At 67.2% G+C, this 15306-nt stretch carries 10 protein-coding genes and 1 tRNA gene; 1 reads left to right on the top strand and 10 read right to left on the bottom strand.

The window, feature by feature from the left end; translation table 11 throughout:
- Positions 1 to 22 precede the first annotated feature (22 nt).
- The 6 genes from P5F91_RS22680 to P5F91_RS22655 form a co-directional block, all read right to left on the bottom strand.
- The gene (locus P5F91_RS22680; RefSeq protein ID WP_004274300.1) at positions 23 to 295 is read right to left on the bottom strand and encodes an HU family DNA-binding protein; all 273 of its coding nucleotides are present in this window, start codon (positions 293 to 295) and stop codon (positions 23 to 25) included.
- A 160-nt stretch (positions 296 to 455) separates the two neighbouring features.
- Entirely contained in the window at positions 456 to 2864 is a 2409-nt protein-coding gene (gene lon / locus P5F91_RS22675) for an endopeptidase La (protein ID WP_145608538.1), read from the bottom strand.
- 360 nt (positions 2865 to 3224) lie between these two features.
- On the bottom strand, positions 3225 to 4490 hold the full coding sequence (clpX, locus tag P5F91_RS22670; protein WP_040849805.1) for an ATP-dependent Clp protease ATP-binding subunit ClpX: 1266 nt from the start codon (positions 4488 to 4490) through the stop codon (positions 3225 to 3227).
- A gap of 265 nt (positions 4491 to 4755) precedes the next feature.
- Positions 4756 to 5391, bottom strand: coding sequence for an ATP-dependent Clp endopeptidase proteolytic subunit ClpP (gene clpP, locus P5F91_RS22665; RefSeq protein WP_145608540.1), 636 nt, complete (start codon positions 5389 to 5391; stop codon positions 4756 to 4758).
- Positions 5392 to 5522: 131 nt separating this feature from the next.
- Positions 5523 to 6860, bottom strand: a complete 1338-nt coding sequence (tig, locus tag P5F91_RS22660) for a trigger factor (RefSeq protein ID WP_277908339.1) — start codon at positions 6858 to 6860, stop codon at positions 5523 to 5525.
- A 108-nt stretch (positions 6861 to 6968) separates the two neighbouring features.
- Positions 6969 to 7053: transfer RNA gene (locus tag P5F91_RS22655), tRNA-Leu, on the bottom strand.
- A gap of 363 nt (positions 7054 to 7416) precedes the next feature.
- On the opposite strand from P5F91_RS22655, the gene P5F91_RS22650 reads away from it, so the two are divergent.
- A complete protein-coding gene (locus P5F91_RS22650) occupies positions 7417 to 8121 on the top strand; it encodes a GNAT family N-acetyltransferase (protein WP_277908338.1) in 705 nt (234 codons plus the stop codon).
- Between the two features lie 76 nt (positions 8122 to 8197).
- Here the strand turns inward: P5F91_RS22650 and P5F91_RS22645 are convergent, their stop codons facing one another.
- From P5F91_RS22645 to P5F91_RS22630, 4 genes are all read right to left on the bottom strand, one after another.
- The gene (locus tag P5F91_RS22645; RefSeq protein WP_422394491.1) at positions 8198 to 10546 is read right to left on the bottom strand and encodes a transketolase; all 2349 of its coding nucleotides are present in this window, start codon (positions 10544 to 10546) and stop codon (positions 8198 to 8200) included.
- Between the two features lie 161 nt (positions 10547 to 10707).
- Positions 10708 to 12528, bottom strand: coding sequence for a hybrid sensor histidine kinase/response regulator (locus P5F91_RS22640; RefSeq protein WP_277908337.1), 1821 nt, complete (start codon positions 12526 to 12528; stop codon positions 10708 to 10710).
- A gap of 467 nt (positions 12529 to 12995) precedes the next feature.
- Positions 12996 to 13247, bottom strand: a complete 252-nt coding sequence (locus tag P5F91_RS22635) for a hypothetical protein (RefSeq protein WP_138918590.1) — start codon at positions 13245 to 13247, stop codon at positions 12996 to 12998.
- A 486-nt stretch (positions 13248 to 13733) separates the two neighbouring features.
- Positions 13734 to 15305, bottom strand: a complete 1572-nt coding sequence (locus P5F91_RS22630; protein ID WP_145608548.1) for an NAD(P)H-hydrate dehydratase — start codon at positions 15303 to 15305, stop codon at positions 13734 to 13736.
- Position 15306 lies beyond the last annotated feature (1 nt).

The following is a 15306-nucleotide window of genomic DNA, read 5'->3' as shown; positions in this document are numbered from 1 at the left end:
TAAAACGGCGGTTGGGCCGTTCTTAGTTCAGCGCGTCCTTCAGGCCCTTGCCGGGCTTGAACTTCGGCTGCTTGCTGGCGGCGATGGAGATCGCCTCACCCGTGCGCGGGTTGCGGCCTTCCGAAGCGGCGCGCTCGGCAACGGCGAAGGTGCCGAAACCAACCAGGCGAACCTCATCACCCTTCTTGAGGGCTTCGGTGATGCCCTCGAACACCGCATCGACCGCCTTGTTCGCATCAGCCTTGGACAGCTCCGCACTCGCGGCGACGGCGGCAACGAGATCGTTCTTATTCACTTAAGGCCCCCCTTCTTGAAGCAGGAATCTGATCTTGGATTTCGTCCCGGTCGCGGGGCACGCGCCGGGATTGGGATTCGGTTCGGACGTACGGCCCCGGGGTTATCCGCCCCGGGGCCGTCGCGTCAGGTCTTCAATTCACACGATTTCGGTTCGTACTTCAATGCCGAATCACGTCATCCTTACCGTCTTCCGCGGCTTTCGCGGCGACGGGCTCAACGACTTCCGGCTCCGACCACTCGATCGGCACCAGCGGCTGCACCAGCGCGTTGGCCAGCACCTCGTCCGCCGTCGTCACCGGGATGATGGTCAGGCCGCGCTTGACGTTGTCGGGAATGTCAGCGAGGTCCTTCTCATTATCCTTTGGAATCAACACGGTCTTGATGCCGCCGCGCAAAGCCGCCAGCAATTTCTCCTTCAGGCCGCCGATGGGCAGGACCCGACCGCGCAGTGTGATTTCGCCGGTCATGGCGACATCCTTGCGCACGGGAATGCCCGTCAGCACCGACACGATGGAGGTTGTCATCGCAACGCCAGCGGACGGACCGTCCTTAGGCGTAGCCCCTTCGGGTACATGGACGTGAATATCCTTGCGCTCGAAAAGCGTCGGTTTGATGCCGAATTGGGCGGAGCGGGACTTCACGAAGCTCTCGGCGGCCTGCACCGATTCCTTCATGACGTCGCCCAGCTTGCCCGTGGTGGTGACGCGGCCCTTGCCGCGCAGCATCACCGCCTCGATGGTCAGCAGCTCGCCGCCCACCTCGGTCCAGGCAAGACCGGTGGTGCAGCCCACCAGATCCTCCTTCTCCGCCTCGCCATAGTGGAACCGGCGCACGCCGGCATACTTGTCGAGGTTGCGACGGGTGATCGACACCTTGTCGACCCCCTTCATCAGGATCTCCTTGATGGCCTTGCGGGCCAGGTTGGCGATCTCACGCTCCAGGCTGCGCACGCCGGCTTCCCGGGTGTAGTAGCGGATGAGGTCGCGCAACGCGTCGTCGGAGATGGTGAACTCGCCCGCCTTCAGGCCGTGCGACTTCAGCTCCTTGTCGATCAGGTGGCCGCGGGTGATCTCGATCTTCTCGTCTTCGGTGTAGCCCGACAGCCGGATCACCTCCATGCGGTCCAGCAGAGGCTGGGGCATGCGCAGGGTGTTGGCCGTGCAGACGAACATCACGTCGGAGAGGTCGTAGTCCACCTCGAGGTAGTGATCGTTGAAGGTGCCGTTCTGCTCGGGATCCAGGACCTCCAGCAGGGCGGAGGACGGGTCGCCCCGCCAATCGGCGCCCAACTTGTCGATCTCGTCCAGCAGGAACAGCGGATTCGACGACTTCGCCTTCTTCATGCCCTGGATGACCTTGCCGGGCATGGAGCCGATGTAGGTGCGGCGGTGGCCGCGCACCTCGGCCTCATCCCGCACGCCGCCTAGCGACACGCGGACGAAGTTGCGGCCCGTGGCCTTGGCGATGGACTTGCCGAGCGAGGTCTTGCCGACGCCGGGCGGGCCGACCAGGCACAGGATGGGACCCTTCACCTTGTCCATGCGCTGCTGCACGGCCAAGTACTCCAGGATACGCTCCTTGACCTTCTCCAGGCCGTAGTGATCGGCATCCAGGATGGCCTCGGCCCCCTTGATGTCCTTCTTCACCTTGGTGCGCTTCTTCCACGGAATGGACAGCATCCAATCCAGGTAGTTGCGCACGACCGTCGCCTCGGCGGACATGGGGCTCATGGTCCGCAGCTTCTTGACCTCAGCCAGCGCCTTTTCCCGGGCTTCCTTGCTGAAGCGGGTCTTGGCGATGCGTTCCTCGAGCTCGGCGACCTCGTCCTTGCCATCCTCGGACTCGCCGAGTTCCTTCTGGATGGCCTTCATCTGCTCGTTCAGATAGTACTCGCGCTGGGTCTTCTCCATCTGCCGCTTGACGCGGTTGCGGATGCGCTTTTCCACCTGCAGCACGCCGATCTCGCCTTCCATGAAGGCGTAGACCTTCTCCAGCCGCTCACCCACCGTCGCCGCTTCCAGGAGCTGCTGCTTCTCCGGAATCTTCAGCGCCAGGTGCGAAGCGATGGTGTCGGCCAGCTTGCCCGGTTCCTCAATCTGGTTGACCGAGACCAGGACCTCCGGCGGAATCTTCTTGTTCAGCTTGATGTACTGTTCGAACTGGGCCACCGCGGCGCGGGCCAGGGCCTCCGCCTCTTGCGCTTCGCCCGTCTTTTCCTCGATGGGCTCGGCGTAGGCCTGGAAGAAGTCCTCATTGCGCTCGAAACTGACGATGCGCGCGCGCTGCCCGCCTTCGACCAGCACCTTCACCGTCCCGTCGGGCAGCTTCAGCAACTGCAGCACGGTGCCGATGGTGCCGACGGAATAGATGTCGTCGGGCGTGGGATCGTCCTGGGCGGCGTTCTTCTGGGTGACCAGCAGGATCTGCTTGTCATCCTTCATCACGTCTTCCAGCGCGCGCACCGACTTTTCGCGCCCCACGAACAGGGGCACGATCATGTGCGGGAACACCACGATGTCGCGCAGGGGGAGGACCGGGTAAAGGGTTCCTCGGGTGGCTTCCAACATAGATCTGACCTTCCACTCAGAATCTCAGCGGCCAGCCCGTAATGGGCCTGGCCCGCCATCCACCAGCCGCCCCGTCATGGGCACGGCGTCGGGAGGTCGCCCTGGTAACGTGGCACACCGATCCCCCCCCTTCAAGGGCTTGAACCCGACGAAATCTGCGCTACGGAAGGGTCGGACGGCGGGAAACTCGCGCTTTTGCAACCATGTGGCCCGCCATTTGGGACCCTCGCGGTCCCAAGTGCCTGGATTCCGGACCAATTATGCGGCGAAGGCAAAATAAAACCCGGGAAACCCCCACGATCAGGGACTTCCCGGGTCTCAAGACTATCCAAACTGGCTATCGCCGATGCACGGGCCCCGTCAGGCGACGGGGGCGGCCTCCGCCTTGCGGTCGGCGTAGATGTACAGCGGCTGGGCGCGGCCCTCGACCACCTCGCCATTGATGACGATCTCATCCACGCCCTGCAGGCCCGGCAGATCGAACATCGACTCCAGCAGGATGGACTCCATGATGGAGCGCAGGCCACGGGCGCCGGTCTTGCGCTGAATGGCCTTGTTGGCGATGGACTTCAGAGCCTCTTCGGCGAAGGACAGCTTCACGTCCTCCATCTCGAACAGGCGCTGATACTGCTTCACCAGCGCGTTCTTGGGCTTGGTCAGGATCTCGATCAGCGCTTCCTCGTCCAGGTCGTTCAGCGTCGCCACCACGGGCAGACGGCCGACGAATTCCGGGATGAGGCCGAACTTCAGCAGATCCTCAGGCTCCACCTCGCGCAGCACGTCGCCGGTGCGGCGGTCGTCCGGGCCCTTCACATCGGCGCCGAAGCCGATGGACGTGCCCTTGCCGCGGGCGGCGATGATCTTCTCCAGGCCGGCGAAGGCGCCGCCGCAGATGAACAGGATGTTGGTCGTGTCCACCTGCAGGAATTCCTGCTGCGGATGCTTGCGCCCGCCCTGCGGCGGCACGGAGGCGACGGTGCCTTCCATGATCTTCAGCAAGGCCTGCTGCACGCCCTCGCCCGACACGTCGCGGGTGATGGACGGGTTGTCGGACTTGCGGCTGATCTTGTCGACCTCGTCGATGTAGACGATGCCACGCTGCGCCCGCTCAACATTGTAGTCCGCGGCCTGCAGCAGCTTGAGGATGATGTTCTCCACGTCCTCGCCCACGTAACCGGCTTCGGTCAGCGTGGTGGCGTCGGCCATGGTGAAGGGGACGTCAATGATGCGGGCCAGCGTCTGGGCCAACAGGGTCTTGCCACAGCCCGTAGGGCCGATCAGCAGGATGTTGGACTTCGCCAGTTCGACGTCGCTGTGCTTGGTGCCGTGTGCCAGCCGCTTGTAGTGGTTGTGCACGGCGACCGAGAGCACGCGCTTGGCGTGGCTCTGCCCGATGACGTAGTCATCCAGCACCGCGCAGATGTCGCGTGGGGTGGGAACGCCGTCGCGGGACTTCACCAGCGTCGTCTTGTTCTCTTCGCGGATGATGTCCATGCACAATTCCACGCATTCATCGCAGATGAACACCGTGGGGCCGGCAATGAGCTTCCGCACCTCGTGCTGGCTCTTCCCGCAGAAGGAGCAGTAGAGGGTATTCTTCGAATCGCTGCCGGTCGACTTGGTCATAAAAGCTCCGTACATCACCGGGACAGTCACCCGGAGCCATCACGATGACGGAACCGGGGCCCGATCCTCCCGGGATCGGCCGGCGGACAAGGGGATGAAACACCGCTCACCCGCCACTGCCTGCCCATTCAACACCACGGAACGCTGGGCTTTCAACCCCCCGTGTGTCTCTTCGTGTCCGAACACCCATACCGGGGTATCCCGGTGGGGGCGTTCCGGCGGAAGGTTAATCCCGCCGGAGCCCGGACGCTAAACCGTTGGCACCTCAGGCCGCCTGGGCGGTCCCACCGGCGCCGGGACGGGTGGCGATGACGTCGTCGATCAAGCCGAACGCCTTGGCCTCGTCCGCGGTCATGAAGTTGTCACGCTCCATCGCCCGCTCGATCTTGTCGATCGGCTGGCCGGTGTGGCGCACGTAGATCTCGTTGAGGCGATGCCGGATCTTCAGGATCTCGCGCGCCTGGATTTCGATGTCCGCCGCCTGGCCCTGGGCGCCGCCCGAGGGCTGGTGGATCATGATGCGGCTGTTGGGCAGCGAGAAGCGCCGCCCCTCGGAGCCGCCGGCCAGCAGCAGCGAGCCCATGGAGGCCGCCTGGCCGATGCACAGGGTCGCCACCGGGCAGCGGATGTACTGCATGGTGTCGTAGATCGCCAAGCCCGAGGTGACGATGCCGCCCGGCGAATTGATGTAGAAGGAGATTTCCTTCGTGGGGTTTTCCGCTTCCAGGAACAGAAGCTGGGCGCAGATCAGGCTGGACACCGCGTCGTTCACGCCACCGACGAGGAAGATGATCCGTTCCTTCAACAGGCGCGAATAGATGTCGTAGGCCCGCTCACCCCGGTTGGTCTGCTCGACCACCATGGGGACCAGCGTGTTCATCTGCGGCTCAAAGTCGATCATGCCTGCTCCAGCGCTGCGTCCGACCCGGGGGCCATCCCCGGGCCCGTTGCCGGTCCGGGGGAGGGACGATCCCTCCCCCATTCCGTTTGAATACCGAGGCCCGTCAGAAACCGAAGACGGGAGACGCGACCTTAGGCCGCCTCTTCCTCATCGGGGTCCTGCATCAGCTCTTCAGCCGACACGGGCTTCTCCGTCACCTTAACCTGTCCCAGGATGAAGTCGACAACCTTGTCTTCAAAAACCGGGGCCCGCAGGCTTTCGACCGCCTGGGGGTTGTTCTTGAAGAAGTCGAAAACCTCACGCTCCTGGCCCGGGTAGCGCCGCACCTCGGCCAGCACGGCCTGGTTCAGCTCTTCCCTCGCCACCGTTATATTGTTCTTCTGACCGATCTCGGAAAGGACCAGGCCCAAACGAACACGCCGGACGGCGATGTCGCGGTACTCCTTCCGGAGCTCCTCCTCGTCCTTGCCGGCGTCCTCGCCCGCGTCGCCGGCCTTCAGCTCGTCCTGCAGGCGCTTCCAGATCTGGTCGAATTCGATATCGACCATGCCCTGCGGCACCTCGAAGCTGTGCAGCTCCGCCAGCTGGTCCAGCAGGGCGCGCTTGGCGCGCAGGCGGCTCATGACGGTGTAGTCGCCGCCCAGGCGATCCCGGATCACGGTCTTCAGCGCGGCCAGGTCGTCGAAGCCCAGGCCCTTGGCGAACTCGTCGTCGATGGTCGCCTCGACCGCCTGCTTCACTTCCTTCACGTCCACCTCGAACACGGCGGCCTTACCAGCCAGCTCGGCGGCGTGGTAGCCCTCGGGGAAGGTGACGTTGACGGTGCGGTGGTCACCGGCGCGGGTGCCCTCCAGCTGCTCCTCGAAGGTGTCGATGAAGCTGCCGGAGCCCAGCTCCAGCTCATGGCCCTCGCCCTTCATGCCCGGGCGCTTCTCACCGTCGACCGAACCGTCGAAGTCGATGACGACGATGTCGCCCTTGGCGGCCGGACGGTCCTCGGTCAGCGGCGCGGAGGTCTTGCGGCCGGCGGCGATGCGGCCCACGGCCTCGTCCACCTGTTCATCGGTGATCTCGACCACCGGCTTCTCGATGGCGACGCCGCTGAGGTCGGCGGGCTCGAATTCCGGCAGCACCTCGTAGGCCAGCTTGAACTCCAGGTCGCTGGCGCTCTCGACCTCGAACTTCACGATCTCGACCTTGGGCTGCAGGGCGGGACGCAGGCTGTGCTGCTCGACCACCTTGGCGGCGCTGTCGGACATGGCCTTGTCCAGCACTTCACCCATCACCGACTGCCCATAGCGCTGCTTCAGCACCGACATCGGCACCTTGCCCGGGCGGAAGCCCGGCATGCGCACGGTCTTGCCAATTTCCTTCAGCTGGGCGTCCACGCGGCCGGCCACGTCGGCGGCGGGGATGACGACCGTGTATTCGCGGCGCAGGCCTTCGGTGCTGGTCTCGGTGATGTTCATGGGACTATTCGAACCTGTCTCTTTGATCGGCCCCGGATGCCGGCGTTCCCGGCCCCTGGGTGCCCGGGGCCGGACGGACCACGGGCGGTTGGGTTGATATCTCGTGCTTGGTGCGGGCGAAGGGACTCGAACCCCCACGACTTTCGTCACCGGAACCTAAATCCGGCGCGTCTACCAGTTCCGCCACGCCCGCGGCCAAACCCGGTTCTAGGATCGCTTGGGCGCCCCATTCCCAGAAGCCCGCCCCCGCCGACGCCGGTGGCGTCAATGGGGAATAGGCATGGAAATGGCGCCCGGACCCTTCCAGGCGCCGTCCGATCTATAGCACCCGCGCACCCGCGTAAATAGGAATCTAGGCCAGGGGTGGGGCCTATCAAAGGGCCGAGCGCCGCCCGTCCCACCCCACCGGTCAGCCCCGCCGGCCAGACCGAAAGTGGCGGCCATTGCGAGGCCCATCGACGAATCACCCCATGAAGCCGGCTATCGGCGGCAACGAAGTGCTTGTTATGCTGTACTTCCCCAAGGACAACCCGCGCCAACCGAGGTTCCCCGCCGCATGACCGCCGCCGCCATGACCGCCCCGTCGCCGCCGCCCCTCACCCCCGATCTGCCCCGCCCCGCTCTGACCGCCGACCGGCTGCCCGGCCGCACGGTGGATCTGGAACGGATCGACTTGGACCGCCATGCCCCTGGCCTGTGGCTGGCGATCGGCCAGCACGCCAACCTGTGGGACCACATTCCCGGCGGCCCCTTCGCGGACCAGGCGGCCTTTACCCAATGGCTGCGCGACCGCCTGCCCCGGCCGGGGCAGACCATGTACGCGGTGATGGACAAGACGGGCGGCGCGCCGGCGGCCGCCGGCCTGCTGCTGCTGCTGAACGCCAACCCCGACATGGGAACGGTGGAGATGGGCCTGGTCTACGGCCCCCTCCTCAGCCGCAAGGTGACCGGGACGGAGGGCGTGTTCCTGCTGATCGACTATGCGCTGGGCCAAGGGGCGGGCCAGGGGGGCTATCGCCGCCTGGAATGGCGCTGCGGCCCGCCCAACGTCGCCTCCATCAAGGCGGCGCTGCGCTACGGCTTCACCCATGAGGGGTTGCTGCGCCAGACCTTGTGGCTGAAGGGCCGCAACTGGGACAGCAACGTCTTTTCCATTCTGGATGCGGAATGGCCGGCGCGCCGCCAGCGCCTGGCGGCTTGGCTGGCGCCGGAGAACTTCACGGCCGACGGCACCCAGATCAGGGCATTGGGAGAGTTCTGAGGGTCTGTGTCGCCCTCAAGCGGCGGCCGCGGGCCACCACCGGCATGGGGGCTCATGCCGGTGGCTTGGTCGCATATCAGCCCAAAAGCACCTTGGCGCACGCGTCCACGATGGCGTCGGCATCCAGGCCCTGGACCCGATACAGGTCGGGGATGTCGGCGGACTGGCCGAATGTCTCAACCCCCAGGGCCGCCACGGTCTGGCCGCGCACGGAGCCCAGCCAGGACAGGGTGGCGGGATGGCCGTCGATGACGGTCACCAGCTTGGCACCGGCCGGCAGGGCCGACAGCAAGCGGTGGACATGGGCGTCGCCGCCCCTGCCCTGCCGTTGCGCCGCCGTCCAGCCGGCGTGCAGCCGATCCGGCGAGGTCACCGCCAGCAGGCCGGCGCCGGGGCAGTCCTCCAGCACCTGGGCATGGGCCTCCAGCGCCTCGGGCGCCAGGGCGCCGCAATAGACGATGGCGAACTCCGCGTCCGGCGCCGGCGGACGCAGCCAATACCCGCCGGCGATGACGGCGTCGCGGTCCAGGCCCCGGTCGCGCTTGGGCTGGTCCACTTGGCGGGTGGTCAGGCGCAGGTAGAGGGAGCCGCCGTCCGGCCGCTGCATATGGTCGAACCCCCAGGCCATGATGGCCGCCAGTTCATCGACATAGGCGGGCTCATAGCTGGACACGTTGGGCAGGCCCATGCCGATCAGCGGCGTGGCGATGGACTGATGCGCCCCACCCTCAGGCGCCAGGGTGACGCCCGAGGGAGTGGCGACCACCATGAAGCGGGCATCCTGGTAGGCCGCGTAGTTCATGGCGTCCAGGCCGCGCTTGATGAAGGGGTCGTAGAGGGTGCCGATGGGCAGCAGCCGGGCGCCGAACAGGTCATGGCTGAGGCCCAGGGCCGCCAGCATGAGGAACAGATTGTGCTCGGCGATGCCCAGCTCGATGTGCTGGCCGCCGGGGGCCCCTTGCCAGCGCTGGGCGGAAACCACCTTCTGTTCGCGGAAGACATCCTGCGTCTCGGTACGCGCGAATAGGCCGCGCCGGTTCACCCAGGGGCCTAGGTTGGTGGACACGGTGACGTCGGGGGAGGTGGTGACGATGCGCGCGGCCAGGTCGTCGTCGCCCTTGGCGATCTCACCCAGGATTTTGCCGAATCCCTCCTGCGTCGACATGCGGGCGCCCAAATCGACCGCCAGGGCGGGCGGCACCGGGATCGCGGCGGCCTTCAGGCGGCGGCTCGCCTTACCCGGACCGGTACCCTGGGCGAAAGGCACGTCCGCCAGGAAGGCGTCCAGCGCCGCCGGGTCGACGTCCAGGCCCGCATACCGGTCCCATTCCTGGCCGTCCTTCAGCCCGCAGGCGGCCTTGAAGGCGGCCATCTGGTCCGGGTTCATCAGGCCGGAATGGTTGTCCTTGTGTCCCTGGAAGGGCAAGCCCCGGCCCTTGACCGTGTAGGCGATGAAGCAAGCCGGGCGGTCGTCGGTCGTACCGTGAAAGGTCTCCAGCAGCGTGGGTAGGTCATGGCCCGCCAGGTTGGTCATGAGGGTGCCCAGGGCCGCGTCGTCATGGGCGTCCAGGATGTGGCGGATGCCGCGCGTGTCGCCCAAGTCGTGGGTCAGCGCCTCGCGCCAGGCGGCCCCGCCCTTGAAGGTCAGGGCGGAATACAGCTGGTTGGGGCAGGTGTCGATCCACTGGCGCAGGGCGTCGCCCCCCTCTTGCGCGAACGCGGCCTCCAGCTTCTTGCCGTACTTCAGGATCTGCACGTTCCAGTCCAGCGAGCGGAACATGCCCTCAATGGGCACCCACAGCCGGTCCGACACCACGCTGTCCAGGCTCTGGCGGTTATAGTCGATGATCCACCAGGTGTTGCGCAGATCGTGCTTCCAGCCTTCCAGCATGGCTTCGAAGACGTTGCCCTCGTCCATCTCGGCATCGCCCACCAGGGCGACCATGCGTCCCTCCGGCTGGTCCGACAGGCCCTTCAGGCGCACATAGTCCTGCACCAGGGAAGCGAAGGCGGTGACGGCGACGCCCAAGCCGACCGAGCCGGTCGAGAAGTCCACATCGTCGGTGTCCTTGGTGCGCGAGGGGTAGCTCTGGGCCCCGCCCAAAGCGCGGAAACGCTCCAGCTTCTCCTGGGTCTGGCGGCCCAGCATGTATTGGATGGCATGGAAGACGGGGCTGGCGTGCGGTTTCACCGCCACCCGGTCCTGCGGCCGCAGCACGTCGAAATAAAGCGCCGTCATGATGCTGGCCAGCGAGGCGCTGGAGGCCTGGTGGCCGCCCACCTTCAACCCGTCGCGCGACGGGCGGATGTGGTTGGCGTTGTGGATGGTCCAGGCCGACAGCCAGAGCACCTTGCGCTCCAGCGCCTCCAGCAGGCGGATCTTGTCGGCGGGGGCGGCCATAACGGTCGAGGCGGCGTCGGGCATACCGTAGATCTTCCCTAAGGGTGGGGCGCGTGCCACCGCGAGGGGAGGCGGCGCCCGATCGTTGCCCAGGGTTATAGACCCGGCCGCGCCGGGCCTGAAGCCCGGTATTTAAAAATTTGCCCCTTGAAAGTTTTGATGCCGTTTCGCCGCAGGCTGGTCCCTCAGGCGTCCAACGCCCCCGCCTGGTCATCCCTCCGGCCTCCGCCCTCGTCCTCCCCGCGCATCGCCTCCTCAATGGCGGCGCGCAGGACCTCGGGCAGGTAGGGCTTGTGGATCAGGACGCAGCCGGTGGCCGACGCCTCCTGGATGCGGGCGGGGTCGGTGTCGCCGGTGACGATGATGCCGGGCAGATGGCGCCGCACCTCGTTGCCCAGGCGGGCCACCAGCTGCACGCCGTTGAGGGGACCGGGCAGGCGGAAGTCGCTGATCACCAGGCCCGGCAGGCGCACGGCGTCGCGCATGGCAGCCAGGGCGTCGTCGGACCCGGCGGCGGTGATGACGCGATAGCCCCAGCTCTCGATGATGGCGCCCAGCGCCATGCGCTGCAGGGCGTCGTCCTCCACCGCCAGGATGGTGCGCGGGTCGCTCTCCCGCTGGGCCGGGCGCTGGCCGTCGCGGGGAAAGGCCCGCAGGCTGTCCCTGGTGGCCGGGGCCCCCACAGCCGGCGCCGTCGGCACGCAAGGCACCAGGACCGAGAAGACCGAGCCACGGCCGGGAACCGAGCGCACGGTGACGGTGGTGCCCAGCAGGCGGGCCATGCGGCGGACGATGCCCAGCCCCAGTCCCAGTCCCTTGGTCCGGTCACGTTCCGGATTGCTCAGCTGGACGAAATCTTCGAACACCGTGTCCAGCTGATCGGCGGAAATGCCCACGCCCGTGTCCCACACCTGGACCAGCATGGACCGGCCCCGGCGGCGGGTGGAAACCAGGACGCGCCCGCCGCGGCCGGTGTAGCGGATGGCGTTGGTCAGCAGGTTGCGCAGGATGCATTTCAGCAGGACGGGGTCGGTGTCCGCCTCCTCCAGGGCCGCCTGCGGGCCGGCCTTGGCGGCGGCGCGCAGGCGGATCTCCACCCCCGCCTTCTCGGCGTCGCCCCGTACGGCGCTGACCAGGCCGGCCACCATCGCCTCCAGACCGAAGCGCTGCGGATTCGCCGTCACCGTGCCGGCGTCCAGCACCGACACGTCCAGCAGGGCGCGCAACAGCTCCTCCCCCGCCGATAGCGCTTCCCCCATGCCCGCGATCAGCTTGCGGTCAAGAGCGTTGGCCAACCCGTTGGCGGATGCAGGGCGGAAAACGGCGCCACCGGCAGCCGCCGGGGCAACAGCGGCGCGGCCGTTGGCCGCCCGCTCACTCAGCATATTGTGGTAAAGCCGCATGGTCTGCAGCGGTTGGCGCAGATCATGGCTGATCGCGGCCAGGAAGACGGACTTGGCGCGATTGGCCCTTTCCGCCTCCTCCGCCCGCGCCTGGCTTTCGGCGACGGCGGCGCGTAGCGACTCATAAAGCTGGACATTGGTCAGGGCCACGGCGGTGGAATGGGCAACAGCCTGCAGCAATGCCACCTCCTCGGCCTTGGGCATGCGCACCGTCGCCCAATAGGCGCCGATGGCGGCCACCGGCTCATCCGTGCGGACCGGCACCATCACCAGGCTTTTCACAAAGGTGGGGCGGTAGGCGTCATGGGGGATGCGATCATCCTGATAGATGTCGGGAATGACCGCCGGCTGCCGGTTCAGCATGACCCAGCCGGATATGCAGGTGGACAAGGGAAAGCGCCGGCCCTTCCACAGGGGGCCGATGGCATCCTCATCCGCGTAGTGGCACAGCTCGCCATCCCGCAGGACGAAGGTGACGCCGTCGGCACCGCTCAGCGCCCTGGCCGCCATGCGCACCACAGCCATGACGCTGGGCACGTCGCGGCAGAAGGACAAGGCCTGGACCAGATCCACCAGGTCACCCACAGGGCCGGTGAAAGTCACGGGAGGGAACGGAGCCGGGACGGAAGGCGCAGGCGGGATGGGCGCCGACCACGCCGGGGCCTCAGAGGACATCGCGTCTTTCCATCCCATACCGACCGTCCCTAGCACGCCTTCCGGGGCATACCGGCATGGCGGAATGCCTGCCGGCATAGCCACCAGCGAGAGTGGCCCAGGTGGACGATATGGGCAATTCCACCAACTATTCCAGGCCGTTCCGGGGACTACCACCTCCGGCGAGGGACACGCGGCCGGTTCGGCGGGGCGGTTCCGATCCCGTCCACCGCCTGGTCATGATCTGTAGGAAACGCCGCCGGCGTTGCAGCCATGCGGCGGATGCGATGGCCCTCACCCGCGCACCCTCAGGAAAACACGCAGTCACCCTGGGTGGAGACGGGCTGCCGGGTGGGGTCGGGTTGGAAAGGGTGGTTGCGCAGAAGATGTATGAGCGCACCGAGTAGGGGGTCCCGTCAGCTGGCGACCCGCTCGTTGAACAGGCGGCTGAAGCTTTCAGCCGACAGCGTGCGCTGGTCCGGGGCGCAACTGCCTTCGGGCAGGTTGTTGCGCACCATGAAACGCACGTGTGGGATGTGGAAACTGTCTGTGGTGATGGTCAAGACCTCTGCCGTTTCCGTCACGCTGCCGGAAACGACCCGACGATACTGCGCGCCAACCTGCAACGGATCGTCCAGGCGCGACCGGCGGAAAAGAGAGAAGCCCACACTTGCCCCCCTAATAAAGCAGGCCCGGCACTCCACCCAATGAACAGGGCGTTTATTGGCGCCGACACCAGACGTTCGGGATAAAGGCCCCGTCGCCTTGCCCCGCCCGCGATACCTCGACATGGGTCGGCGCCACCCCCACAGTTCCCAATACTTCGGGAAGCCGACCCTTCCCAGGCCCGGACCAGATACGCGTGCCGGAAGCCCAGTGGGGGTGGAAATGGTTATTGTGCCGGCCAGTCACGCCCCTGGTCGGGGGCAAATGCCGCGAAGCAGTTTCAATCTATATCAAGAGTATCTCATTGTTTTAGTGCGGGCAATGCTTTTGGCATATGGCAAATATGGCATTTTAAATATTCCTGCCGCGACAGGCTGTGGGGGTTGGTCTGCGCCAAAGGGGAGGGCTTAGTCGCCGACGTGGATGTCAGCGGGCTTATCTACAATTTTATAGGATTTTTATTTGGCATCTCGCCGCCCGCCTTGCCGTCACGTTGCCGCCAAGTCCGCCAACAGGGTCGGCACCTGTTCTGGCAAGTCCTCGGCCACCAGGCCGGGACCGAAGCGCAGGGCGGCCCGGGCATGCAGCCAGGCGGCGGCCAGGGCGGCATGCCAGGCGTCCATGCCGCCGGCCAGCAGGCCCAGGCACAGGCCCGCCAGGACGTCACCCGACCCTGCGGTGGCGAGCGTGGGCGGGCCGCCGGCCTCGATGGCGGCACGGCCATCAGGGTGGGCGATGACCGTGTCCGGCCCCTTCAGCAGGATGACCGCACCCAGATGGCGGGCGGCGGCCTGGGCGCGCGTCAGCTTGTCCCCCGCCAGTACGGCGTGCCCCGGCCCGAACAGGCGGGCGAACTCGCCTTCGTGCGGGGTCAGCACCACCCGGCCCGCCAGATGAGCCCCCAGCGCGTCCGCCTGGCCGGCGAAGGCGGTGAAAATGTCGGCGTCCAGCACAAGGCCGAAGCCGGCACCCCCGGAGCCGGCATCCACTTGGCCGCCCGCGCGCCGGCGGGCAGCGGCGACCAGGGCGCGCAGCAGCGCCTGGCCATCGTCGTCCGTACCGGCGCCCGGACCCAGCACGGCTGCCGTGATGCGCGGGTCGGCCAGGATCGCCTCGGCGGCGTGCAGGTCCGCCATGGGGCGCACAATCTGGCTGGGGCTGGAAAGGCGATAGATCAGCTCCGCCGCGGGTGGGCTGGCCACCGTCACCAGGCCCGCGCCGGCGCGCTGCGCGGCGCGCGCCGCCAGACGCGCCGCCCCGGTCATGACCGCCCCGCCCAGCACCAGGGCATGGCCCCGCCTATATTTATGGTCATCGACGCGGGGGCGCGGCAGGTGGCCGGTGAACAAGGCCGGCCCGTTCTCCCAAACGTCCGTGGCCACCGCCGGGTCCGCCAGCACGACATCGGGAATGCCGATGTCGGCCACGATGGTGGCGCCGCAGGCCACACGGCCGGGCAACAGCAGATGCCCCGGCTTTTTGCGGAAGAAGGTGACGGTGACGTCGGCCCGGACCATGACGTCGCCCACCGGCGCGCCGGTGTCGGCGTCCAGGCCGCTGGGCACGTCCACCGCCAGCACGACGGCCCCGCCCCGGCGCGCATCCGCGATGGCGGCCACCACCTCCGCCGCCCTGCCGCCCAGGGGGCGCGACAGCCCCACGCCGAACAGCGCGTCGATCACCACCGTCGCCCCGGCCAGCACGGCGGGTACGGCCTCCAGCACCGAGTCCCGCCCCCAGATCTCCACCCAATCGGCCGCCGCCAGGGCCGCATCACCCGTCAAGCGCTCCAGATCCCCCAGCGTGGCCAAGCGCACGGGCCAGCCGGCGGCGGCCAGATGACGGGCCGCCACGAATCCGTCACCGCCGTTGTTGCCCGGCCCGCACAGCACCGTCACCGGACCCAGGCCGAAGCGCGCCATCACGACGCCCGCCACCGCGCGGCCCGCATGCTCCATCAAGGTGATGCCCGGCACTCCCCCCGCAATGGCGGCGGCATCGGCGGCCCGCATGTGGGCCACGGACAGCAGGGCGAGGGCGGAAGCGGCGGTCGGGGCCATG

Source organism: Nitrospirillum amazonense (assembly GCF_029594735.1).
Lineage (GTDB): Bacteria > Pseudomonadota > Alphaproteobacteria > Azospirillales > Azospirillaceae > Nitrospirillum > Nitrospirillum amazonense.
Note: the sequence above shows the minus strand (reverse complement) of the source record. Positions and strands in the feature narration are given on the sequence as shown.